Genomic DNA, 22,499 nt, shown 5'->3' on the forward strand with positions numbered 1-22,499 from the left:
GGTCCAGCCACGTGGACATCGCTGGCGGGCATCGTCCGGCCGTGAGTGTCCCTGCGGCCGCGCGTGGTGTTGTGGTCGGTATGGGGTTGGTGGACCGGGCAGGGCCCGGTATCAAGGAGCGCGCGGACCGGGCGGCGGAGGCGGCGTGCGAACTCGCGGACGCCGCGCACGGGTGCGGCTGGAGCGCGGTGGCCGCCGACGACGTCCTGGCCGCGATCGACATCCTGGCCGCCGCGCTCGCCCAGATCGACCCGGAAGCCTGCGAAGCCCTGGCCGTAGTAACGGCCGCGACGGCCACGGCCCGTCGCGCCTGGGCCTGCCGGTCGACACCGAGCCGGAGACGGACCCGTCCACAACCGCGACGACGGTGCCCGCACCACGCACCGGGCGTCGGCCCCGGCGGCGTGGTCTCGGCCCGGGATTCCAGGGCATCCTTGACCGGCCTGCTGGTTGAAGCGGGACAAGACCATCACGACGGACGGACGACGCTCATGGGCTCTTGCGGATGCGACTACGGGATCAACACCGGTCCCGCCATGTTGGCGGCCGGTTTTCTGCATCGGCGCGAGCGCGGCAAGCAGTACAAGGCTTCCGACCCACAACTGCTGGTGATGAAGATCGTGAGTCTGCTCACGGGTGATGCGCCGGTGCGGTTCGACTTCGCTGTCCAGGCCGAGGAGCTGAACATGTCCGTGGAGGAGCTGCGGGCCGGGGTGGCGTGGCTCGTCGAGCGGGAGTTCCTCGCTCTGGACGGGGACGTGGACGGGGTGGCCAGGCTGTGGGTGAACCCGGCGCTGGCGTTCGCCCCGGGGACGGACCCGAGGACGGCGGCGGCCCGGTACCGCTTCCCGTACATCATGCCGGCGGAGGGCGGGATGGCGGCGGCGGAGCCGGTCATCGTCCACTCGTACACCCCGGAGCTGTGGCAGGAGGTCTACGAGAACCAGCGCGAGATGTTCGAGGATCCGCCGGTCTTCTCCCGCTGTGAACAGCACACCCGCTGAGCCAGTCGGACCACCGGTTTCTGTACGCCCCGCAGGCCCGTTGAGCTGGGCATGAGTACTTCGACCGGCGGCTTCACCGCTCCCTGCGGCGCCGTAGACACGATCATCGATGAGATCCGGCACCGCCGCCGCACCGCCGAGGACGCCCGCCGCCAGGACCGGCGGGACATCCCTTGGCTCGATCGCCATGACGTCGTCGTCCGGCGGATCGCGGCCGAGGCCGAAGAGCGCGGGCCTACTCCTGGCCCTGGGCATCCTCCTGAACGGCGAGGACGGTTCTGAGGCCACCGCCCCCGACCGGTGGACCGGCCAGCCGATCCGCGTCCTCGACCTCACACCCTGACCCCGGGGCCGGACCACCCCGGCACGAAGGCGGGCTCGGCGGGACTGGACGAGGCGGCGGCACCTGGGGCCCCAAGCGGCTTCCGGCCCGACGGGCCAGCGCGCACAGGAGGCACTGGGCAAGGGCAGGCTGCCCGGCGCCGCCGTCAGGCCGCGGCTACCGAAGCCGCCGCCCTGCGCCGCGCCCGCGCCCAACGAGCCGCCCGCAGGACCAGGCCGTAGTGCAGCACGACGCGGCGGGTGCAGTACGACTGGAGCGCACCGCGTGAACACCACAGCCCGGAGGCAGGGCACGGGCCGCGACGAGCAGTGGCAGGCCGGGTGACCCAGGGGGACCATCCCCGCGGACACGGGGAGCACATGTGGAACACCGACATGATGCCCTCAATGTAGGGACCATCCCCGCGCGAGCGGGGAGCACACCCTGGCCGGTGGCGCTATGTCCACGCCGGGGGGACCATCCCCGCGGGCGCGGGGAGCACCCGATCGCCTCTGCTCGCCCCTGCGGGGCCGTGGGACCATCCCCGCGGGCGCGGGGAGCACACTTCCTGACCTGCGAGTCTATGCGCCGCCGACCCGGTTTCTCATCACTTTCACCGAAACCGGCAGAGCGCTCATATAGACCAAAATGGGTGATCGAGGGGCGGGTGGGCAGCAGTGGCACGGCAGCGGGAGCGCGTCGACCCGGACGAGCACCGGCGGCACGCCGAGGGAGCGGCGAGAAGGAACCCGGCCGGCCACCTCTTCTGGAGGTAGAGACCGGCGGTCCCGCAGCGCTACCCCCGCGGACACGGGGAGCACAACCAGGGCCTGGTGAAGGACGGCAAGGAAGCGGGACCATCCCCGCGCGTGCGGGGAGCGCGGCTGCGGATCCCGCGAGCCCCTGATCCACAAGGGACCATCCCCGCGGGTGCGGGGAGCGCTGCACGTAGTCCGCCGGGAGCCCGTCTCCCTTGGGACCATCCCCGCGGGTGCGGGGAGCGCTGGTACCGGGTGATGTCGGTGCTCATCAGGTGGGGACCATCCCCGCGGGTGCGGGGAGCGCCTCCTCGACCTCGGCGGGGGCCTTGGCGGGGGGGGGCCATCCCCGCAGGCGCGGGGAGCACACCGACGACCTCGACGTGACCGTTGTGGACGAGGGACCATCCCCGCGGACGCGGGGAGCACGTGCTGCCGTCGTCGCGGTGCCCGGCCGCGGTGGGACCACCCCCGCGCGGGCAGGGAGCACGTCTGCGGCCACGGCGAAGGTCACTCTGGGAAGGGCCCATCCCCGCAGGTGCGGGGAGCACCCAGTACACGGCGACGCGGTCACCCTCACGGGGAGGACCATCCCCGCGGGTGCGGGGAGCACTGCTGGTCCTGCTGGGGCTCGGCGCCTTTGCCGGGGCCATCCCCGCGGGTGCGGGGAGCACAAGACCATCGAGAACCGCGTTCAGCGCTGGTCGGGATCATCCCCGCGGACGCGGGGAGCACAACATCGAGCGCGGTCCGAGGAAAGAGCGCGGGGGATCATCCCCGCGGACGCAGGGAGCACTCCGCTGGGAGTCCGCTGGGGGGCCATCCCCGCGGGTGAGGGGAGCACGCCCGGGCGTCCTCCTCGCTCATCTTGGCGGGCGGACCATCCCCGCGCGGGCGGGGAGCACCTCCTTTCGTGCGCCCGCCCCGCGCGGGCGCTGGGACCATCCCCGCGGGCGCGGGGAGCACTCGCGGTGGCTCACGGCGCGGAGGTGGGCCGGGGGACCATCCCCGCGGGCGCGGGGAGCACATCTCCGGGCCCTCCCCAACGTCGAGATACAGGGGACCATCCCCGCGGGCGCGGGGAGCACGCCTGAATGTACGGCGACGCTAGGTCCATCGCGGGGACCATCCCCGCGGGCGCGGGGAGCACGAGGCCGCCGCGATCAGCGGGGCGGCCCGACCGTGGACCATCCCCGCGGGCGCGGGGAGCACATCGCGGCCCGGATCTCGCGGTCCCGCTGGCGGGGACCATCCCCGCGGGCGCGGGGAGCACAGCGGGGCGGCCCTGTGATGGCGCGGGAGCCGGGGACCATCCCCGCGGGCGCGGGGAGCACCCGCTCGGCCCGCGCGGGCGGTAGCCGGCCCTGGGACCATCCCCGCGGGCGCGGGGAGCACAAGGCGCCGGACAAGGCGGGGCTGCGGAGCCGGTGGACCATCCCCGCGGGCGCGGGGAGCACACTTTCTGACCTGCGAGTCTATGCGCCGCCACCCCGGTTTCTCATCACTTTCACCGAAACCGACAGAACGCCCATACCCATCAAAACGGGTGGACGGGCGTGCGGCGGCGGGAGCGCGCCGACCCAACCGAGCACCGGCGGCACGCCGGGAGCGCGGCGAGGAAGAACTCGGCCCGACCGCGTCTTCTGTAGGTAGAGGGACCGGCGATCTCACAGCGCCATCCCGCGGGTGCGGGGAGCGCGACCCGGACGGCGAGGACATCCCCTCGTCACGGGACCATCCCCGCGCGGGCGGGGAGCACCAGTGGCCCACCCAGCTCATGGCCGGAGCCACGGGACCATCCCCGCGCGGGCGGGGAGCACCCGACGGTACGGGCCAGCGCGGTCATGTCGTGGGGACCATCCCCGCGCGGGCGGGGAGCACCTCACCGCCCCGCCGGAGGTCACCCCGGCCGGGGGTCCATCCCCGCGCGGGCGGGGAGCACAGCGATGGCCATAGGGAATGAGCTGACGGCTAGGGTCCATCCCCGCGCGAGCGGGGAGCACCCGATCCGACCGAGGAGCTGGAAGGGCGCCATGGGTCCATCCCCGCGCGAGCGGGGAGCACGTGTGGGCGCCTGGGCGCGTGGGCGCCTGGGCGGGTCCATCCCCGCGCGAGCGGGGAGCACCTGGGGAACGCTGCCGTACGGCCACGGGAGCCGGGTCCATCCCCGCGCGAGCGGGGAGCACACTTCGTGACCTGCGAGTCTATGCGCCACTACCCCGGTTTCTCATCACTTTCACCGAAACCGGCAGAGCACTCATATAGACCAAAGCGGGTGATCGAGGGGCGGGCGGGCCGCCGGGGGCGCGGCGAGAAGGAACTCGGCCCGACCGCGTCTTCCGTAGGTAGAGGGACCGGCGATCTCACAGCGCCATCCCGCAGGCGCGGGGAGCACGACCCTGACGACGAGGACATCCCCCTCGTCACGGGACCATCCCCGCGGGTGCGGGGAGCACGTCCTGGCGTGGGGCGGCCTGATCACGTTGCTGGGACCATCCCTGCGGGTGCGGGAAGCACGAGGGGTCGACGGCGGACCCGGGATCACCCGAGGGGCCATCCCCGCGGATGCGGGGAGCACGCCAGGCACCGTTAGGCACCGATGCCCGTCAGGGGGCCATCCCCGCGCAGGCGGGGAGCACCCTTCGAAGGGGAACGTCGATCGCGGGATCCTGGGACCATCCCCGCGCGGGCGGGGAGCACTGGTACCGGTCGGCTCCGATCACGCGGGATCATCCCCGCGGGTGCGGGGAGCACAAAACTCCCCGCAGAATTCAGAATTGCGCGGCGGGATCATCCCCGCGGGTGCGGGGAGCACCGCTTGCCGTACTTGGCGACGTAGGCCGTGTAGGGATCATCCCCGCGGGTGCGGGGAGCACATCGTCCCTTCTGCTGCGGAGGGGTGGGGCCGGGGATCATCCCGCGGGTGCGGGGAGCACACTTCCTGACCTGCGAGTCTATGCGCCGCCTACCTTGTTTCTCATCACTTTCACCGAAACCGGCAAAAGGGCTAAATGCCTCACTTCCCCGAAGGGGGGCGACACGGCAGCCGTGGCCCGGCACGACAGTACGGCGGTGGGACACCAGGGCCCAGACAGGGTGGCCGGCCGAAGCGGCGCGCGCAGCGGGCGGCGAGGCGCCGCGACGGCTCGGTAGCAGGCAGGTGGCTTCGCAGCGGCTCGATGCCGGTGCGACGGCGGGCGGCTGAGCGGCGCGGGACCGGCCGGGCGAAGCAGCCGTGCGGGCCAGCAAGACCGCCCGGCTGCCGCCGGTGGCTTCGCCCGCGCTGACCAGGGAGTTGTACGCATCCCACTCGGAGTCGACGCTGATGCAGCTGCCGAAACCGTAGCCCTGGCCGACAAGATGTCAGCCCCCGGCGGCACGTCGGACAGAAGCCCATCCCGCGCGAGCGAGGAGCACGTCGCCCAGGCCCGCGAGGCGTTCGTGGGCGCGGGCGGGGAGCACACCTTCAGCGCCGCCCGCAGGTGGTGCGTGACGGGACCATCCCCGCGGACGCGGGGAGCACGACCTCGACCAGGCCGCCGATGTCCTGCACGAGGGACCATCCCTGCGCAGGCGGGGAGCACGGGCGCCGAGGCGCTGCGGCTGATGGACTGGACACCGTGGCGCGGCCCGCGGGACCATCCCCGCGCGGGTGGGGAGCACATCTGGTTCGCGAGCTTCCGGGCCTCGTCCCGAGAACCATCCCCGCGGGCGCGAGGAGCACCGCGCCGAGCTGGAGAAGCTGGACCCGGCCGAGGGGCCATCCCTGCGGGCGCGGGGAGCACTCCATGAAAATGGGCCCGGCGGGCGCCACGTCGGGACCATCCCCGCACAAGCGGGAAGCACCACGTGTCCCCCACGCGCCGCGTACGCGCCCCGGGACCATCCCCGCAGGTGCGGGGAGCGCGGCCCCGTTCATGGGCCGCCCGACCGGCGCCGGGGACCATTCCCGCGCGGGCGGGGAGCACGCCGCCCGCGCCATCCGGGCCACCGTCGACAGGGGACCATCCCCGCGCAGGCGGGGAGCACGCACCTCCAGGACCGCCCGGGTGCGCCGGTCCGGGACCATCCCCGCGCGAGCGGGGAGCACCGCCCGGCGCCATCCGCCGGTCCGGCCGCCGGTGGACCATCCCCGCGCGAGCGGGGAGCACGGTCTTCTCTTCGAGTTCGCGCAGGCCACAGCGGGACCATCCCCGCGCGAGCGGGGAGCACGGCTCGTTGGTCTGCGGACACACGTGTGTTCCGGGACCATCCCCGCGCGAGCGGGGAGCACTACCAGCTCTACGGCGACCGCCATTGGGCGAAGGGACCATCCCCGCGCGAGCGGGGAGCACCTCGGACTGAGCACCACCGGCACCCCGGAGCAGGGACCATCCCCGCGCGAGCGGGGAGCACCGGATGGCTGGGAGTCGGAACCCCCCGCAACACGGACCATCCCCGCGCGAGCGGGGAGCACTCACAGGCGTTGCCGCAGCGGCGGTTGGAGCGGGGACCATCCCCGCGCGAGCGGGGAGCACTCTTGACCTTGACCGTGCGCCCGCCAGCCCACGGGACCATCCCCGCGCGAGCGGGGAGCACTGCAAGACCGCGGTGGAGCACGGCGCGGAGGTGGGACCATCCCCGCGCGAGCGGGGAGCACAAAAAGGTGGCGGCCCCGAATCCGCTGACGAGGGGACCATCCCCGCGCAAGCGGGGAGCACACTTCGTGACCTGCAAGTCTATGCGCCACTACCCCGGTTTCTCATCACTTTCACCGAAACCGACAGAAGGCCCATATATGTTAAAACGGGCGTGCGGCGGCGGGAGCGCGTCGACCCAGCCGAGCACCGGCGGCACGCCGGGAGCGCGGCGAGAAAGAACTCGGCCCGACCGCGTCTTCCGTAGGTAGAGGGACCGGCGATCTCGCAGCACCATCCCGCGGGCGCGGGGAGCACCGTCGGAAACTGTCGCGCTGATCTCGTCGCGGGGGGACCATCCCGCGGGTGCGGGGAGCACAGTGAGGACTTCTCGCAGGTCCCGTACGGCGGGCCATCCCCGCGGGTGCGGGGAGCACAGGGGAGGGTTATGTCGTCCAGATCGCACGTGGGGACCATCCCCGCGGGCGCGGGGAGCACTCAGCGGGTCTTCACGGGAATCAGACGGGTGTGGGGCCATCCCCGCGGGCGCGGGGAGCACGACCAGCAGATGCGCGGAATCATCGCCGAAGGGGGGCCATCCCCGCGGGCGCGGGGAGCACATCGTCTGCTCCTTCTCGAATCCGACTTCCGGGGGGCCATCCCCGCGGGCGCGGGGAGCACCCCCGCCACCGTGATGAAGACGTCCCGCCCCCGGGGCCATCCCCGCGGGCGCGGGGAGCACGGCGTGGATGCTGGGCCGGCGGCCGGCGGGGTGGGGCCATCCCCGCGGGCGCGGGGAGCACCAAAAAGGTGGCGGCCCCGAATCCGCTGACGAGGGGGCCATCCCCGCGGGCGCGGGGAGCACGGGTCCAGGTGGTCGGCTACGTACGGGGTCGCGGGGCCATCCCCGCGGGCGCGGGGAGCACACTTCCTGACCTGCGAGTCTATGCGCCACTACCCCGGTTTCTCATCACTTTCACCGAAACCGACAGAGCACTCATATAGACCAAAGCGGGTGATCGAGGGGCGGGTGGGCAGCAGTGGCACGGCAGCGGGAGCGCGTCGACCCGGACGAGCACCGGCGGCACGCCGAGGGAGCGGCGAGAAGGAACTCGACCCGACCGCGTCTTCCGTAGGTAGAGGGGCCGGCGATCTCGCAGCGCCATCCCGCGGGTGCAGGGAGCACGTCCGACACCGCGCCGAACCTGGCTGCGTTCCAGGGGCCATCCCCGCGCGGGCGGGGGAGCACGAGGCGCTGCGGGTGGTCGAGGACGCGGCAGGGGGGGACCATCCCCGCGGGTGCGGGGAGCACCGGATCAACGCGGCGCACCTGCACCTGTCCGCGGGACCATCCCCGCGCGGGCGGGGAGCACATGTCGGGTGATATCTCGGCTATCAGCCGGTTGGGACCATCCCCGCGCGGGCGGGGAGCATACAGTCGCTCGCGCAGCTCGCTCTGGGAGATCGGGACCATCCCCTCGGACGCGGGGAGCACCCGCCCGCAGCGCGATCACGAACGCGAGGTCGGGGACCATCCCCTCGGACGCGGGGAGCACACTTCCTGACCTGCGAGTCTATGCGCCGCCACTCCGGTTTCTCATCACTTTCACTGAAACCGGCATAGGTGCTAAAACGCCACTTTCCTGGAAGGGCAGCATGCCGGCCGGAGGCTGGCACGACAACGTGGTGGCGGGGGACGGGGGCCAAGTCAGGGCGGCGAGCCGGAGCAGTGCACGCAGTGGCGAGGCGCCGCGAGGGCGCGGCAGCGGACAGGTGGCTTCGTAGCGGGCTCGACGCCGGTGCGGCGGCGGGCGGCCGAGTGGCTCGGCAGCGGCCAGGTGAAGTGGCCGCCGTGCGGACCAGCAGGACGGCCCGGCTACCGGTGATGCCACTGTTTACCGGCCAAGAAGTGGTGCTTATCCCAGAGTTGGCGCTGGTGCGGCTGTTGAAGCCGTAGCTCTGACCGCCGCGTGGGCGGGGCCGCACGACGTCGGACCTGGTGGCACGTTGGCAAGGATCGTTCCCGCGCGGGCGGGGAGCACTGGACCGGCCCGCTGTTCGAGGCGGTCGCCCTGGGACTATCCCTGCAGGTGCGGGGAGCGGTGTCGTCCACGTCGGTGTCCGCCGTGCGGCCGTCTTCGACGGTCCGAGTGTGGGAGGAAGTCAGCCCTGTTCTGTCCAGGAGTGCAGGGTGTGGGCGATGACGCGGACGTCGAGCTGGCCGGTGGCGGCTTGTTCGACGAGATCGGCGGCCTGGATGGCGGTGACCTTGACGGTCTGGCCGCTGGCGCGCAGGAACGCGACGGCTACGGCGGCGGCGTACAGCTCGTTGGAGTGCTCCAGGGCAGGCAGCCGGACTAACGCTTGGAGCAGGGCGGCTGCCCGGTGGTGCGGTTCAGGGTAGACGGTGGTGCCCATGACGACGGCGCAGTGCCGGGCGCGGGCCGCTTCCAGCGCGCCGTAGTCGATGACGTCCGGGTCGCCGGGGATCTGCTGCTGGGCGACTTCGAGGAGCCAGCCGAGGTCGACGGTGAGGATCACGCGGCTTGGCCTCCGGCCGAGCGGGGGCCAAATCGTTCGGCGAAGTAGTCGGCGTTCTCTGTGATGAACTCGCGGGCCCCGGTCAGGAAGCGAGCGCGAGCCACATCATCGGCGATCATGCGCGCAGCGTACTCTTCGGCCGGCACCTGGTGGTCGGCAGCGAGCAGTTCCAACTGCTCGTAGACCTCTTCCGTCACGCTGATGCGAAGTTCACGACCAGTAGTGTTCGATTCCTGACCACTCATGACAGTCTCCTGGCGGCTGGGGGAACGGCACCGGGACGAGCCGACAACGACCTACGGGGCCGGACAGGGCTTGGGGGGCCAGACAACCGAGACGATGGTCCCGGCTGTCTGCCCACTGCACGTTTCCACCGTAGCGAAAATCCCACCCGGGTTGGATTACCCCGCGAAAGCCGCCTGCCGCACCGCTACCCAGGAGCGAAGACCCCAAAGACATAAGTAGGACAAGCCAGGCGATACCACTCTGCTGAGGCGAGGTCCCCTAAACGTCAAGGGGTGGGGCCCATGCAGCCATCCCCACAAACGCAGGAGAACACCAGCCGGAACATGCTCCGGCTCCTCCTGCCATGGCCCCCGGCTTTATGAGAGCACGAAGGCGAGGTCATCGGCGATGTAGACGCCGGTGGATCATCCCCGCGCAGGCGGGGAGCACGGCTGGTCGCATCCCGAGGAGCCCTGGGAACTGGGACCATCCCCGCGGACGCGGGGAGCACGCGATGCGTTCCTTCTCCTGCTGGATCATCTGGGGGCCATCCCCGCGCGGGCGGGGAGCACCGGGTTCCCGACTGTCGGTCCTACGACTGTCGGGGACCATCCCCGCGCGGGCGGGGAGCACGCCCGGCACGACAGGTCGTCGTCCACCACCGCGGGACCATCCCCGCGCGGGCGGGGAGTACGGGGTGAAGCGCAACTCCGGGTCGGCGACGACGGGACCATCTCCGCGGGTGCGGGGAGCACCGCCGCTTGGTGGCCGGCATGCCGCCGGAGGCGGGGCCATCCCCGCAGGTGCGGGAAGCATCTCACCATGGCGCGGCTCACGGAAGTCGCCCGGGGGCCATCCCCGCGGGTGCGGGGAGCACGTCGCGTTGGCGTTGCCGCGCAGATCGGTCGCGGCGCCATCCCCGCGGACGCGGGGAGCACCGTTCGCCGCTCTGACATAGGAACGTTCCTATGGGATCATCCCCGCGGACGCGGAGAGCACGACGCGACCACGGCAGCAACAGCCCCGGCCACGGGACCATTCCCGCGCGAGCGGGGAACACGCCATGCGGATGTCGGTGACGGACGGGAGCTGGGGACCATCCCCGCGCGAGCGGGGAGCACCGCGCGGCGGAGCAGCGCCGCCAGGCCGCTGAGGGACCATCCCCGCGCGGGCGGGGAGCACTCCTGAGTCTGGGCGGTCGCCGGTTCCCCGTCGGGACCATCCCCGCGCGGGCGGGGAGCACCCGCCCCAAGGCCACGGCCGCAGCGCGGGCCAGGGACCATCCCCGCGCGGGCGGGGAGCACCGGATGGCGGCGGCGAGGTCGCGCAGCGCATCGGGGACCATCCCCGCGCGAGCGGGGAGCACCTGCCCATGATCGTTCTCCTCACTTCTCGCGAGGGACCATCCCCGCGCGAGCGGGGAGCACCCGGGGGTTCTGCCGCCTGGGGCTGCGAGGGGGGGACCATCCCCGCGCGAGCGGGGAGCACCCGCCCTCGATCGGGGACGCGGACCAGGCGACGGGACCATCCCCGCGCGAGCGGGGAGCACGGCATCTACTCCACCGTCGGCGGCGCCGTCACGGGACCATCCCCGCGCGAGCGGGGAGCACCGGAAGCTCCGGAGTCCTTGCCGGCCGGCGCCGGGACCATCCCCGCGCGAGCGGGGAGCACACTTCCTGACCTGCGAGTCTATGCGCCGCCACCCCGGTTTCTCATCACTTTCACCGAAACCGGCAGAGCGCCTATATAGACCAAAGTGGGTGGTTGAGGGGCGGGTGGGCAGCAGTGGCACGGCAGCGGGAGTGTGTCGATCCGGACGAGCACCGGCGGCACGCCGAGGGAGCGGCGAGAAGGAATCTGGCTGACTGCATCTTCTGGAAGTGGGGACCGACGGTCCCGCAGCGCTACCCCCGCGGACACGGGGAGCACCTGGCCGCGCCCGTGCCCTGCTGCAACTGGTAGGGCCCCCCGCGCGGGCGGAGAGCACATCGCGTCCAGCGACAATCCCGCCTTCCGCGAAGGACCATCCCGGCAGGCGCGGGGAGCGCCAAGGGCGGTGACCCGAGCAAGGTCATCGACGGGGACCACCCCCGCGGGCGCGGGGAGCACCCGACGCGGATAGAGGCGGCGCGCCGGGCCTGGGGGCCTCCCCGCGCGGGCGGGGAACGCTGGGGGTTCTACGAGGAGATCGCGGCCGGCGCGGGGCCATCCCCGCGGGCGCGGGGAGCACCGTCTCGTCAAGCCCGCTCAGAGCCGCGCGATGGGGCCATCCCCGCGCGGGCGGGGAGCACCAGATGGTGAGCTTCGTGGTCGGCCGCTGCCGGGGGCCATCCCCGCGCGGGCGGGGAGCACTTCCGCAGCCACGGGCGGACCTGGGAGGCCGCGTGGGCCATCCCCGCGCGGGCGGGGAGCACACTTCTTGACCTGCGAGTCTATGCGCCGCCACCCCGGTTTCTCATCACTTTCACCGAAACCGACAGAAGGCCCATATATGTTAAAACGGGTGTGCGGCGGCGGGAGCGCGTCGACCCAGCCGAGCACCGGCGGCACGCCGGGGGCGCGGCGAGAAGGAACTTGGCCCGACCGCGTCTTCCGTAGGTAGAGGGGCCGGCGATCTCACAGCGCCATCCCGCGGGTGCGGGGAGCGCGACCCGGACGGCGAGGACATCCCCTCGTCACGGGACCATCCCCGCGCGGGCGGGGAGCACTCGGGTAAGACCCCCATCCTGGCAGCGTTCCAGGGACCATCCCCGCGCGGGCGGGGAGCACCAGTGGCCCACCCAGCTCATGGCCGGAGCCACGGGACCATCCCCGCGCAGGCGGGGAACAGCCGGTGTTGGAGCACTGGCTGGGGGCCGCCCCGGGACCATCCCCGCGCAGGCGGGGAACAGGAGTGGCTGTGGCGCATGGCGTCCGGGCAGCCGGGACCATCCCCGCGCAGGCGGGGAACAGAACGCCTTGTCGGAAGACATGAGCTACGGGATGGGACCATCCCCGCGCAGGCGGGGAACAGGCGGACACACCACCGCCGATGCGGTCACCCGCGGGACCATCCCCGCGCAGGCGGGGAACAGGTCACCGGCTCGTCGGACACGTCGGGCGGTGCGGGACCATCCCCGCGCAGGCGGGGAACAGGAGCAGACCCACCCCCAGCCGCGCAAGGCCGCGGGACCATCCCCGCGCAGGCGGGGAACAGCGCGTCGGCACCGCGCTCGTTGAACTGCTGGAGGGACCATCCCCGCGCAGGCGGGGAACAGACTTCCTGACCTGCGATTCTATGCGCCGCGTACCTTGTTTCTCATCACTTTCACTGAAACCGATAAAGGGGTCAAATGCCTCACTTTTCCGAAGGGGGCGAGCGTGGCGGCCGTGGCCCGGCACGACAGTACGGCGGTGGGACATCAGGGCCCGGATAGGGTGGCCGGCCGAAGCGACGCGCGCAGCGGCGGCGCAGCGGGGGGCAAGGCGCCACGACGGCTCGGCAGTAGGCAGATGGCTTCGCAGCGGCTCAGTGCCGGTGCGACGGCGGGCGACTGAGCGGCGCGGGACCGGCCGGGCGAAGCAGCCGCGCGGGCCAGCAAGACCACCCGGCCGCCGCCGGTGGCGTCGCACGCGCTGACCAGGGAGTTGTACGCACCCCACTCGGAGTCGACGCTGATGCAGCTGCCGAAGCCATAGCCCTGGCGGGGGGACTGCCGCACGCCCGGCTATCAGGCCGGCGCCCCAGGACCATCCCCGCGGACGTGGAGAGCACCGCCCCCTGATGTAGCAGTACGGGCGGGCCGAGGGGCCATCCCCGCACGGGCGGGGAGCACCGGCCGCGCCCCCGGCTCTCGATCAACCCCTCGGGACCATCCCCGCGCAGGCGGGGGTAGTTCGACGACGACCCTCCTCGCCCTGTCCCTCTCCGGGTCGTCCTCGCACCCGCGGGGGTAGTCCGATGTACGCGCAGCGGTGTATCCGCCCGGCTATGTCTCCATCGTGTGCTCGGGTCTTGGGGCGGGCCGGAGATGGCCAGGGGCCCTGCCCGGGCCCCCTGAGCTTCGAGGGCTCGGCGCCGCCTATCGGGTCAGGCGCAGGTGCCAGCCGTCGGCGCCGCGGGCGAGGGCGGGGGTGTAGGTCTCGGGTGCGGGGCGTCCGGCGGCCTCCCAGGCGGTCAGCCAGTCGCGCAGGATGGCGAGGGACGGGGAGTCGGGGCGGTCGGCGAGGATCGTTCCGTCCTGCTGGAGGACGGCGGCCGTCGTCGCAGTGGAGTGGCCGATGGCCCACAGGTCCGGGGTGAGGCCGGCCATGGTGAGCTGCGGGTCGGTCTGGGTGGCGGTGAAGGTCCGCCAGGACGGCCAGTCGAGCTCGCCCCCGTCGTACGGCTCGGTGTAGGCGTCCTTGAGGAGGCGGGCGAGCGCGGTGCGGGCGCCGGTGTGGAGGTGGTCGTCGCGCTCGCGCCAGGCGATGGAGATCCACGACGGGGCTGGCGTCCGGTTCTCCCAGTCCACCCACCGGCCTGGCAGGTCGAGGTTGTCCTTCGGGGAGCCGGTCGCCTCGATGTACCCGCCGGTGAACACCGCTTCCACGACCGGCTCGCCGCCGTTCACGCGGATCTTGGTGACCACGGTCATGTTGGGGACGGTCGCGATCGGTAGCGGGGCGACGATCAGGCCGCCGTCGGTGACCTGGTCCACCCACGCTTTCGGCAGCAGCGGCGGGGTGCACCAGGCCACCATCCGGTCGTATGGGGCCTTGTCCGCGAACCCGGTGGTGCCGTCGGCGACGTGGCAGCAGATGTGGTCGAGGCCGCGCTCGTGGTGAATGAGGTTCGCCCAGCGCGCGAGGTAGGCGTCGATGTCGAGGCTGGTGACATGGCCGGTGGGGCCGACGAGCTCGGCGAGCAGGGCACCGGAGTAGCCGGAGCCGGTGCCGAACTCGACGACGTTCATGCCGTCGTGGACGTCTAGGGTGGTGAGCTCACGGTGGATCACGGCCGGGTTGGAGCGGTGTGGGGTGGCGCCGCGGCCGTCGTGGTGGGTGTAGTGGCGTTCGGTGACGGACTCGGCGGCGTCGGCGACGGTGGTCACTGCTCACTCCTTCGAGGGGCTACGGGCACTCGTATGCGACAACTGCTCCGGGCGGGTGAAGGACACGCGACCGGCGACTGGTCGGCGGGGTCAGATCGTCAGGGCGGTGTGGTGGTGCCATCCGGCGTCCGCATACTCGCCGACGGGGCCGTGGCCGGGCAGGTCGGCCCAGGCGTGGTACTCGACCGGCGGCGGCGCGAACCGGGCCCCGAGGCACCAGTTGAGACGGCGGCCGAGCAGGGCGGCGGTGAGCACGGCTCCGAGGGAGGTCTCCATGCAGGCGGCCCGGCCCGGCCACCAGCGGGCGGTGTGTCGGACCGCGCCGACGAGAACCTCGGCCCGGGCCGCGTCCAACTCTCGCCGGCCCAGGCAGCGGACGAGACGGACGGCCCGGACGGTGTGCCGGAACGGCAGCCGTAGCAGGACCAGGGCGAGCGCGAACCCGGCCGCGGCGGCCAGCCGCTCACCGAAGGTGCCGGTGCGGACGGTGGAGTATGCCTCCATGCTGGTCACGACCGCCACCCCTTCCACCATCGGCGGCGCGGCCAGGACGGCGCTTCCCCCTCGTGTGCGAGGCCCTGCGTGGCCAGGGCCTCGGCGACCGTACGGACGTCGGCGGCGGCCTGCTCGGCGCCGATGCCGTACCGCTCGGCGTACCGATCAGTGGCTTCCTCCTGGCTGGTGGAGGAGAGCAGGAGCATCACGGCGGCCGACGCGGTCGACGTCAGGTAGACCCAGCGGCCGGTCTGCTCGCTGAGGATCGCGCCGCCCTCGTCGGTGAGCACGGGGTGGGTGCTCTCACGCAGCCACCACACGGCCGTTCACCTCTTCCCACCACGTCGTCGGGGCGGTGGCGTGCTGCCGCAGCCACACCTCGGCGGCCACCACCAGGTGCAGGGCTCCCTGGGCGGTGGGCTGCCCGGCTGCGGCCCGGGCGAGCGCGTCTGCGACCGGCTGTTCGGTGACCAGGCCGAGCGCAGCCAGCTGCGACGACGGCCCCAGCAGGTCCAGCAGGATGGGCGCGTTGTCGCGCAGGCCCGCGTACGCGAGGGCGTTGAACCCGCCCTTCGTCGTACGGGCCAGCACGAAGCCGGGCAGCACCCGGCTGTCGGTGAACGCCGCGTCCAGCAGCGGCTTGTAGGTGCCGGGGGCGCCGCGCTCGTCGGCGGGCACGGCCAGGCAGGCCCGGATCACCTCGTTGTCCAGGAACGGGGCGGCCAGCTCGATGCCGTGTCCGGCGAGTGCGAGCGCGCGCCACCCGGCGGTGTCCGCTCCGACCCGCGCGAGGTCCTGCCGGTCGGACCACTCGGCCAGCCGGGTCGGCGCGTCGGTGAGCTCACCCGCGGCCTCGTCCACGGCGGAGGCGAGCATCAGGCGGGCGCCGTGGGTCATCCAGTCCGCCGAGGCCAGCAGCGGCGTCCAGGCGAGCGGGCGCTGAGCCTGGGGAATCCAGTCCCGCGCGGGCCCGCGCAGTTCGGCGGCCGTCTGCCACCAGGCCCCGGCTAGGTCGACCTTGGAGGCCGGGCGGACGCGGCCAAGGACGTGGAAGGCGGAGGTGTGCCGCAGGCGGGCGTGGGCCAGGGCGTGCTGCAACGCCCGGCGGTTCCTGCGCTCGCGCAGCAGATCCGCGAGGTAGGAGGAGGGGGCGGACAGGACGGCGTCGCCGGCCGCGCCGGTGAAGTGCACCCCAGGGCCAGGGGTGTTCTCGGCGACCGTGTCGAGGACGGCCCGCTTGATCGAGGCGGTCACCACGTACGCGTTCGGGGCGTCGGTGACAGGCAGGGCGGACAGGTCGTCAAGGCCCGCGTAGTACACCGTGCCCGCGGCACCGGGGACCGTATGGTGGGTGAGTCCCGGCACGGTGGCCGCGGTGCGGACCGCGAACGCCAGGTCGTCGTCACGCAGGCGTTCGTCGGCGAACGTCACCGCGGCCACCGGCCCCCGCTGGGCGGCCAGGCACGCGAGCGTGGTGGAGTCCAGCCCCGCCAGGTCCGCGCTGACCGGCCGGTCGCCGATCCGGGCGGCGACCGCCTCGGCGAGCGCGGCCCGCACCACCGGGGCCTGCTCACGCAGATCCACTCGCGGGTAGGACACCGGCTCGTACCTCTCGACTGCCGCCCCGTCGGGGCCGAGTAGCAGCAGGTGCCCGCCGGGCACCCGCTTCACGTCGCGGAACAGGCTCCGGTCGGCGAGCACGTCGGGCTGTCCGAAGGCGAGATGCGCGGCGAGCGCGGTCACGTCGATGGAGGCGCCGTCCAGCGCGGCGAGCGCGGAGGCGGCCGTCGACCACCAAATGCCGGCCGCGTCGGTGCGGTAGTACACCGGGTGCTGCCCGGCCAGGTCCCCGATGATCACCAGCGTCTCGCCGCTGCGGGCGACGACGAGGTACGAGCCGGGCCAGCGCGTCAGCGCCCGCCAGCCTTTCGCCCGTACAGCCGGCAGCGCGCCCTGGAGCTGGGCGTCGTCGGTGCCGCACTCGCCGATCACCGCCAGCGCCGCCCGCTCGTCGCCCACCGTGCGGACCCGGGCGGCCGGCCACCCGCACGTCCACGTGCTGTCCAGGCCGGGGATCGCCCGGCCTCCGGCGGGCCGCCGGTTACTCCCGGCGGCCCCGTACCGCCCCGCGCTCCACCTCATCGGTGCCCTCTCCCTTCTCCATACGTGTCGAAAGGCGAAGGCGCCGAGCCCGCCCGCCCCAGTACGAGGGCGAAGCAGGCCCGGCGCCTCCTTGCCGGGGTCAGGGCGTGGCACTCGATTCCCCACCGGGCCCCGGCCGTTCGCGGGTCAGGCGTTCTTGTACTGGGTGTCGTCGGCGGTGTCGAAGTTGTTGGTGCCCAGCGTCACCACGACGACGGCGCCAGCGTCGAGGACGACGGGGGCCTGGTAGACCGGGGTGGTGTTCTCGCCCATGGTGGACTTCCTTCCGCTCGTTGCCCGGCTGTCTGTGTCGCCGGGCTGGTGACCATCAGTCAACGCGCAGACGCGGCCCGTGGGGAGCTGCCAGAATGTCTGCCAGCTGTAAACCAGTTGTGAACCAGCACGACGGACGATCGGGCCGGACATGACCATCGGGGAACGCATCCGCGCCGCGCGCGAAGCACGGCGGCCCAGATGCAGCCAGGAGAAGCTCGCGGACGAGCTGTCGGTGGCGCGCTGGGGGAAGACGGGATTCCTCGACCGGCAGCAGGTCTACCGGTGGGAAAAGGGCTTACGGGTCCCCCGGGTGTGGCTGCCGTTCATCGAACAGGTCCTCAACATCGATCTGTCCGAGGACAATGGGGGCCAGTTCGCCGATACCGTGACCTCGGTCATGCTCCTGGGAGGCACCGACGTGGACCGACGACAGTTCCTCGCGGCATCCGCCGCCGTCGGCCTGGCCGCGCTCGACCTCCCAGACGCCGAAGCGGTCACCCGCCGCGCGAACCGGCCCGGCCCCGTCGCGGTCGGCACGGGCGAGGTCGCCGCGGTCCGCACGATGACCACCACCCTCGGCGACGCCGCCGCCGAGCTCGGCGGCGGCCACGCCCGCCACCTCGCGGTCCGGTACCTGACCGTGGACGTGAAGCGGTGGCTGGACGGCCGCTACACCGACAAGACCGGCCGGGAGCTGTTCGCCGCGACCAGCGAGCTGGTGCACCTGATCGGCTGGATGGCCCGCGACGAGGGCAACCAGGGCCTGAGCCAGAAGTACCACCTGCACAGCTACCGGCTCGCCGCCGAAGCCGGCGAGAACGAACTTGCTGCTACCGCCCTGCGCGGGCTCGCTGACCAGGCCATCGACCTCGGCCACATCCCCACCGCCGTACGGCTCGCCGAGGCGTGCGAGCAGCGCGGCAGGAGGCTGACCAACCCCAAGGCGCTCGCCTACTACCGCAACACCTACGCCCGGGCGGCAGCAGCCGATGGCGACCACACCACCGCCGCGAAGCTCCTCACCTCCGCCCAGGCCGCGATCGAGCACGCGCCAGCCCTGCCGGGGCAGTCCTGGGCGAGCCACTACAGCCACGGCCGATGGGCCCACGAGTCGGGCATGATCCACGCCAAGCTCGGGGACCTCGCCGCCGCCGAGGAACACCTCCACCTCGCTCTCGACATCCACGGCCTCGACCGCAAGCGCACCCGGGCGATCGTGCTCGCCGACCTCGGACACGTCCAGCTCAAGCGCGGCAACACCGAGACGGCCCTGGCCACCTGGAGCGAGTTCCTCGACTGCGCCGACGGCGTGCAGTCCGTACGGATCAACGACGGCCTGACCAACATCGCCGCCCGCCTGCCCTCGATCCCCGACAGCCCGGCCGCCGCCGCCGAGCTCGGCGAGCGCATCGCAACCCGCGCGTGAGGCGCCCGTGACCACCGCCCGGCAGACCGAGAACCCGGCCACCTGGGACGACCTGTTCGTCCGCGACGTCGACGAGCAACCGGTGCAGTTCGTACGGCCCGCCAACACCGACCGCCCGCCCTGGCCGCTGTACGAGGCCGCGGTCTATCGGGGCACCGTGACGGCCGAGTCGGACGGCGGCCGGCCGCTGTGGCGGGTGCAGGGCAGCCCTGAGGCGCACCGCGATCTGGACGACGCGATCCATGCCCTGCGGCGCCCGCCGTCGCGGATCCGCGAGCGCGAGCAGGTCGCCGCCTGGGCCCGCCGCCTCCTCGCCGACGACTCGCTCCTGGCTATCGACGTGGAGACGACCGGGCTGGAGAACGCGTACGTGGTGCAGATCGCCGCCGTCGACCGCCAGGGCACCGTGGTCTTCAATGAGTACGTGCAGCCGAACGCCCCTCGGGAGCCGGCCGCCGTCGCCGTGCACGGCATCACCCCGGACCGCCTCGCCCAGCTCCCGGCCTTCGCTGAGCTGCTGCCCCGCCTCACCGACGCCCTTTACGGCAGGGTCGCGGTCGCGTACAAGATGGACTTCGACCGCGGCGTCATCGAGCGCGAGCTCCACCGCTACCACGGCGACCCCGCGGCGGACGCGTGGCTGGCCCGGGTCCGGTGGGAGGACACGATGGTGCCGTACGCAGTCTGGCGCGGACTGTGGTCGGTCAAGCGTGGCGGCGCGGTCGCCTCCGTCTACCACACCCGCCGCTTCACCCTGATGCCCCGGTTGAAGAAAGCGCTGAGGGTCCCACCCCGGCCAGCCGCGGACCGGGCCGCCCGTGGCGGCCGGGCACCCCGCCGCCGGCGCCCATTGAGCCGGACCTGCCGAGCGCGGATATCCGCATCGGTTACGCCCGCTGCTCGACCTTCGGGCAGGAACTCGGCTCCCAGCTCGACGCGCTCGCGGGGCACGGCACCCCGAGGGACAAGATCTTCAGCGAGAGGATCAGCACCCGGGTGCGGGTCCGCTTGAAGTTCGAGGAGGCGCTGAGGACGGCGCGGGAAGTCAAGGCGCATGCCCCGCACTGCCGGGTCATCTTCACGTGTACGAGATGAAGCGGCTCGGCCGCGACGCCGCCGAGCTCACCGCGCTCGCCGACCATCTCACCGCCCACGGTCTGGTGCTGGAGATGCTCGCCGGGCCCCTGCCCGGCATCTACGACCCCACTGGTCCCGGCAAACTGCTGTTCGCGTTCTTCGCGGCGATGGCGGAGACCGAGCGGGAGAACATCCGCGAGTCGCCCCTGGAAGGGCTCGACATCGCAACCCGCAAGAGCAGGCGCGGCGGCCGGCCGCCGGTCATCACCGACGACATGCTCCACACCGTGCTGCGGCGCCGCGCGGGCGGCGAGTCCGTCGAGCGGATTCAGCCCGGCCTGATCATCCCTACTGGCAAGCGCAAGGGACAGAACCCCTCCGTGGCCATCATCTGTCGGGCGCTCGCCGAGCACGCCAAGCGCGAGGCGTACCCCGAAGCCGTCGAGGCCGCGCACGCCGACGTCGTCCCCGCGCCCGCAGGGGTACGAGGTCGGGCGCCGGTGGGAGGGGGCGTCCCCGCGCCTGCGGGGGCAGCCCCCAGCCATGACGTTCGGCTGGCACAGGGACACGGTCGTCCCCGCGCCCCTGGAGGCGTACCGGCCGCTGGTCGGAAAGCTTCTGCACCCGGCCGGCGAGCCGCTCGCCCCCGCGGAGGCGGTGACCCGTCTGGTGCTGCGCGGGCCCGACCCTGAGGGCCGGATCCGGGCCCTGGTCGCCGAAGCGTTCGCCCGGGCCGGCGGGGACATCGCCCGCGGGCTGACGCTCGCGGACCTGGCGACGGCCTGGCGGCCGCTGGTGATGACCAGCGACAAGCTCGCCTCCGCCTACGCCCTCGAGCGCCGCTCCCCGTATCTGGCCCGCGACTTGGTCGAGCTGTCCTACCGGCTCCCCACCTCGTACAAGATCATCGATCCGGTGCAGGGCAAGCGGATCCTGCGCGACGCGGCCAAGGTCCTCGGTCTGCCCCGGGAGGTCTGGGCGAGCCGGGACAAGGTCGGCTTCTCCAGCCCCGTCCCGCTCTGGCTCAACGGACAGCTCGCCGCCTGGGTCGACACGACGATCACCACCGCGCTCGCCGGTGCCCCGCCCGCCTGGCGGCCGCTGCTGGAGGCGGGACTCGCCCCCGGCGGCCGGTTCGACCGCACCCGCATGCAGGCCCTGATGGCCGCCGCCTGGTTCTCCGACCAGAGCCTCAGGGCGGCCGCATGACGACCCCGCTCGTCACTACCGTGTCGGCATGCACTCCGACACCACCGACGCCAAGAGGTCGGCCACCGCCCGCGGTGCCGTCGCCATCATCACCAACCGCCGCGGCGAGCTGCTGATGCACCTGCGCGACGACCTGCCCGGCGTCATCGCCTGGCCGAACCACTGGAGCCTGCTGGGCGGCGGCTGCGACCCCGGCGAGGCCCCGGCCGCCACGATCATCCGCGAGCTCGACGAGGAAGCCGGCCTCGAACCCCGGAACCTCACCGCACTGTTCGAGGCCCCCGACGCCTGCGGCTCCGGGCAGCTCATCACGTTCTTCGCCGCCTGCTGGGACGGCGACGAGACGCGGCTGCCGCTCGCTGAAGGCGTCAAGCTCCAGTTCTTCGCCCCCGAACACCTAGACACCCTCACGATCCCGCCGTTCATCAAGGACGGGATCCACCGCTACCTGGCCGCCCGGCCCTCCTGAACACCCCGCGGGTGCGGGGACGACCGGCCGGCGGCGGTCACGATCGCGTCGTGCTGCGAGCTACCCCCGCGGGCGCGGAGAGCACTACGAGAACGAGGAGACCGGCGACGGCCGCGTCGGACCATCCCCGCGGACGTGGGGAGCACCACTCACCGGCGTCCTGGGCACACCCAAGCTCGGGACCATCCCCGCAGGCGCGGGGAGCACTCGTTCCGGCCGATCTCCCGGCCGATCGCCGCAGGACCATCCCCGGGGACGCGGGGAACACAGGCCCTCCAAACCTGCTGGTGCGTTGCCGAGGGGACCATCCCCGCGCGGGCGGGGAGCACCTCGGCCGCGTTCAAGATGCAGCGGGCGCCCAGGGCCATCCCCGCGCCAGCGGGGAGCACACCCGGCGGGTGGGGGCGGCCTGGTGGATCGAGGGGCCATCCCCGCGGGCGCGGGGAGCACGCCATGGATCACCCCCAGATTTCTGTAGGTGGGGGACCATCCCCGCGCAGGCGGGGATCACTGCACCGTCGACACGGACAGGCTGACGGACGTGGGGACCGTCCCCGCACGCGCGGGGAGCACGCAAGTCCGGTCTTGAGCATCTGGCCCACCGCGGGACCATCCCCACGCGGGCGGGGAGCACGCGCAGAACACCAGCGCCGGAGCCGGCACCTAGGGACCATCCCCGCGCGAGCGCGAGAAGCACGCCCCGACTACTCGCGTGAGTACTCGAACTCGGACCCATCCCCGCGGACGCGGGGAGCATCGGGTGTCAGTCGCCTCCCAGGCGCGGAGCTTGGGACCATCCCCGCGCGGACGGGGAGCGCGTCGGCTTCAAGAACCTTGCGGACGAGGTGCTGAGGCCATCCTCGCGTG

Annotated in this window: 14 protein-coding genes, 1 pseudogene and 4 CRISPR repeat arrays; of the genes and pseudogenes, 8 read left to right on the plus strand and 7 right to left on the minus strand. The window is 72.9% G+C overall.

Annotated features, from left to right (window positions below; all coding sequences use genetic code 11):
• The first annotated feature begins 80 nt into the window (after nucleotides 1–80).
• Nucleotides 81–1,004, plus strand: a complete 924-nt coding sequence (locus AC07D6_RS30650; RefSeq protein ID WP_479049802.1) for a hypothetical protein — start codon at nucleotides 81–83, stop codon at nucleotides 1,002–1,004.
• Nucleotides 1,005–1,191: 187 nt separating this feature from the next.
• On the plus strand, nucleotides 1,192–1,347 hold the full coding sequence (locus AC07D6_RS30655) for a hypothetical protein (RefSeq protein WP_479049804.1): 156 nt from the start codon (nucleotides 1,192–1,194) through the stop codon (nucleotides 1,345–1,347).
• 2,467 nt (nucleotides 1,348–3,814) lie between these two features.
• Nucleotides 3,815–4,271: a CRISPR direct-repeat array (repeat unit 29 nt).
• 1,691 nt (nucleotides 4,272–5,962) lie between these two features.
• A CRISPR array of direct repeats spans nucleotides 5,963–6,785; the repeat unit is 29 nt.
• Nucleotides 6,786–7,050: 265 nt separating this feature from the next.
• Nucleotides 7,051–7,627: a CRISPR direct-repeat array (repeat unit 29 nt; unit sequence GGGGCCATCCCCGCGGGCGCGGGGAGCAC).
• Nucleotides 7,628–8,863: 1,236 nt separating this feature from the next.
• On the opposite strand, the gene AC07D6_RS30660 is transcribed toward AC07D6_RS30655, so the two are convergent.
• The 7 genes from AC07D6_RS30660 to AC07D6_RS30690 all read right to left on the minus strand — a co-directional run bounded on the left by AC07D6_RS30660 (nucleotide 8,864) and on the right by AC07D6_RS30690 (nucleotide 17,448).
• On the minus strand, nucleotides 8,864–9,241 hold the full coding sequence (locus tag AC07D6_RS30660; RefSeq protein WP_479049806.1) for a fic family toxin-antitoxin system, toxin component: 378 nt from the start codon (nucleotides 9,239–9,241) through the stop codon (nucleotides 8,864–8,866).
• A complete protein-coding gene (locus tag AC07D6_RS30665; protein WP_479049808.1) occupies nucleotides 9,238–9,486 on the minus strand; it encodes a hypothetical protein in 249 nt (82 codons plus the stop codon). Before AC07D6_RS30665 ends, AC07D6_RS30660 begins: the two co-directional genes overlap by 4 nt.
• 2,659 nt (nucleotides 9,487–12,145) lie before the next feature.
• Nucleotides 12,146–12,723: direct repeats of the CRISPR family, unit length 29 nt.
• 804 nt (nucleotides 12,724–13,527) lie between these two features.
• Nucleotides 13,528–14,538, minus strand: a complete 1,011-nt coding sequence (locus AC07D6_RS30670; RefSeq protein WP_479049810.1) for a protein-L-isoaspartate O-methyltransferase family protein — start codon at nucleotides 14,536–14,538, stop codon at nucleotides 13,528–13,530.
• A gap of 90 nt (nucleotides 14,539–14,628) precedes the next feature.
• Nucleotides 14,629–15,042 carry a lasso peptide biosynthesis B2 protein gene (locus AC07D6_RS30675; protein ID WP_479049865.1) on the minus strand — a complete coding sequence of 138 codons (414 nt, stop codon included), beginning with the start codon at nucleotides 15,040–15,042 and terminating at the stop codon, nucleotides 14,629–14,631.
• Between the two features lie 5 nt (nucleotides 15,043–15,047).
• Nucleotides 15,048–15,353 carry a PqqD family protein gene (locus AC07D6_RS30680; RefSeq protein WP_479049812.1) on the minus strand — a complete coding sequence of 102 codons (306 nt, stop codon included), beginning with the start codon at nucleotides 15,351–15,353 and terminating at the stop codon, nucleotides 15,048–15,050.
• On the minus strand, nucleotides 15,337–17,175 hold the full coding sequence (locus tag AC07D6_RS30685) for an albusnodin/ikarugamycin family macrolactam cyclase (RefSeq protein ID WP_479049815.1): 1,839 nt from the start codon (nucleotides 17,173–17,175) through the stop codon (nucleotides 15,337–15,339). The genes AC07D6_RS30680 and AC07D6_RS30685 overlap by 17 nt, the downstream gene beginning before the upstream one ends.
• 147 nt (nucleotides 17,176–17,322) lie before the next feature.
• Nucleotides 17,323–17,448 carry a hypothetical protein gene (locus tag AC07D6_RS30690; protein WP_344345829.1) on the minus strand — a complete coding sequence of 42 codons (126 nt, stop codon included), beginning with the start codon at nucleotides 17,446–17,448 and terminating at the stop codon, nucleotides 17,323–17,325.
• A 313-nt stretch (nucleotides 17,449–17,761) separates the two neighbouring features.
• On the opposite strand from AC07D6_RS30690, the gene AC07D6_RS30695 reads away from it, so the two are divergent.
• The 6 genes and pseudogenes from AC07D6_RS30695 (at nucleotide 17,762) to AC07D6_RS30720 (ending at nucleotide 21,632) form a co-directional block, all read left to right on the plus strand.
• Entirely contained in the window at nucleotides 17,762–18,877 is a 1,116-nt protein-coding gene (locus tag AC07D6_RS30695; RefSeq protein WP_479049867.1) for a tetratricopeptide repeat protein, read from the plus strand.
• 340 nt (nucleotides 18,878–19,217) lie between these two features.
• Nucleotides 19,218–19,481: pseudogene (locus AC07D6_RS30700) on the plus strand (3'-5' exonuclease); the annotation flags it as partial.
• A gap of 92 nt (nucleotides 19,482–19,573) precedes the next feature.
• Entirely contained in the window at nucleotides 19,574–19,972 is a 399-nt protein-coding gene (locus tag AC07D6_RS30705; RefSeq protein ID WP_479049869.1) for a recombinase family protein, read from the plus strand.
• Nucleotides 19,969–20,646: a recombinase family protein gene (locus AC07D6_RS30710; protein WP_479049871.1), complete on the plus strand. Its 678-nt coding sequence runs from the start codon at nucleotides 19,969–19,971 to the stop codon at nucleotides 20,644–20,646. Before AC07D6_RS30705 ends, AC07D6_RS30710 begins: the two co-directional genes overlap by 4 nt.
• Nucleotides 20,612–21,163 (plus strand): asparagine synthase-related protein, encoded by a 552-nt coding sequence (locus AC07D6_RS30715; protein WP_479049817.1) that lies wholly within the window; start codon nucleotides 20,612–20,614, stop codon nucleotides 21,161–21,163. The genes AC07D6_RS30710 and AC07D6_RS30715 overlap by 35 nt, the downstream gene beginning before the upstream one ends.
• Nucleotides 21,164–21,191: 28 nt before the next feature.
• The gene (locus AC07D6_RS30720; RefSeq protein WP_479049819.1) at nucleotides 21,192–21,632 is read left to right on the plus strand and encodes an NUDIX domain-containing protein; all 441 of its coding nucleotides are present in this window, start codon (nucleotides 21,192–21,194) and stop codon (nucleotides 21,630–21,632) included.
• Nucleotides 21,633–22,499: the final 867 nt, after the last annotated feature.

This window comes from Streptomyces sp. NPDC045287 (assembly GCF_056432325.1).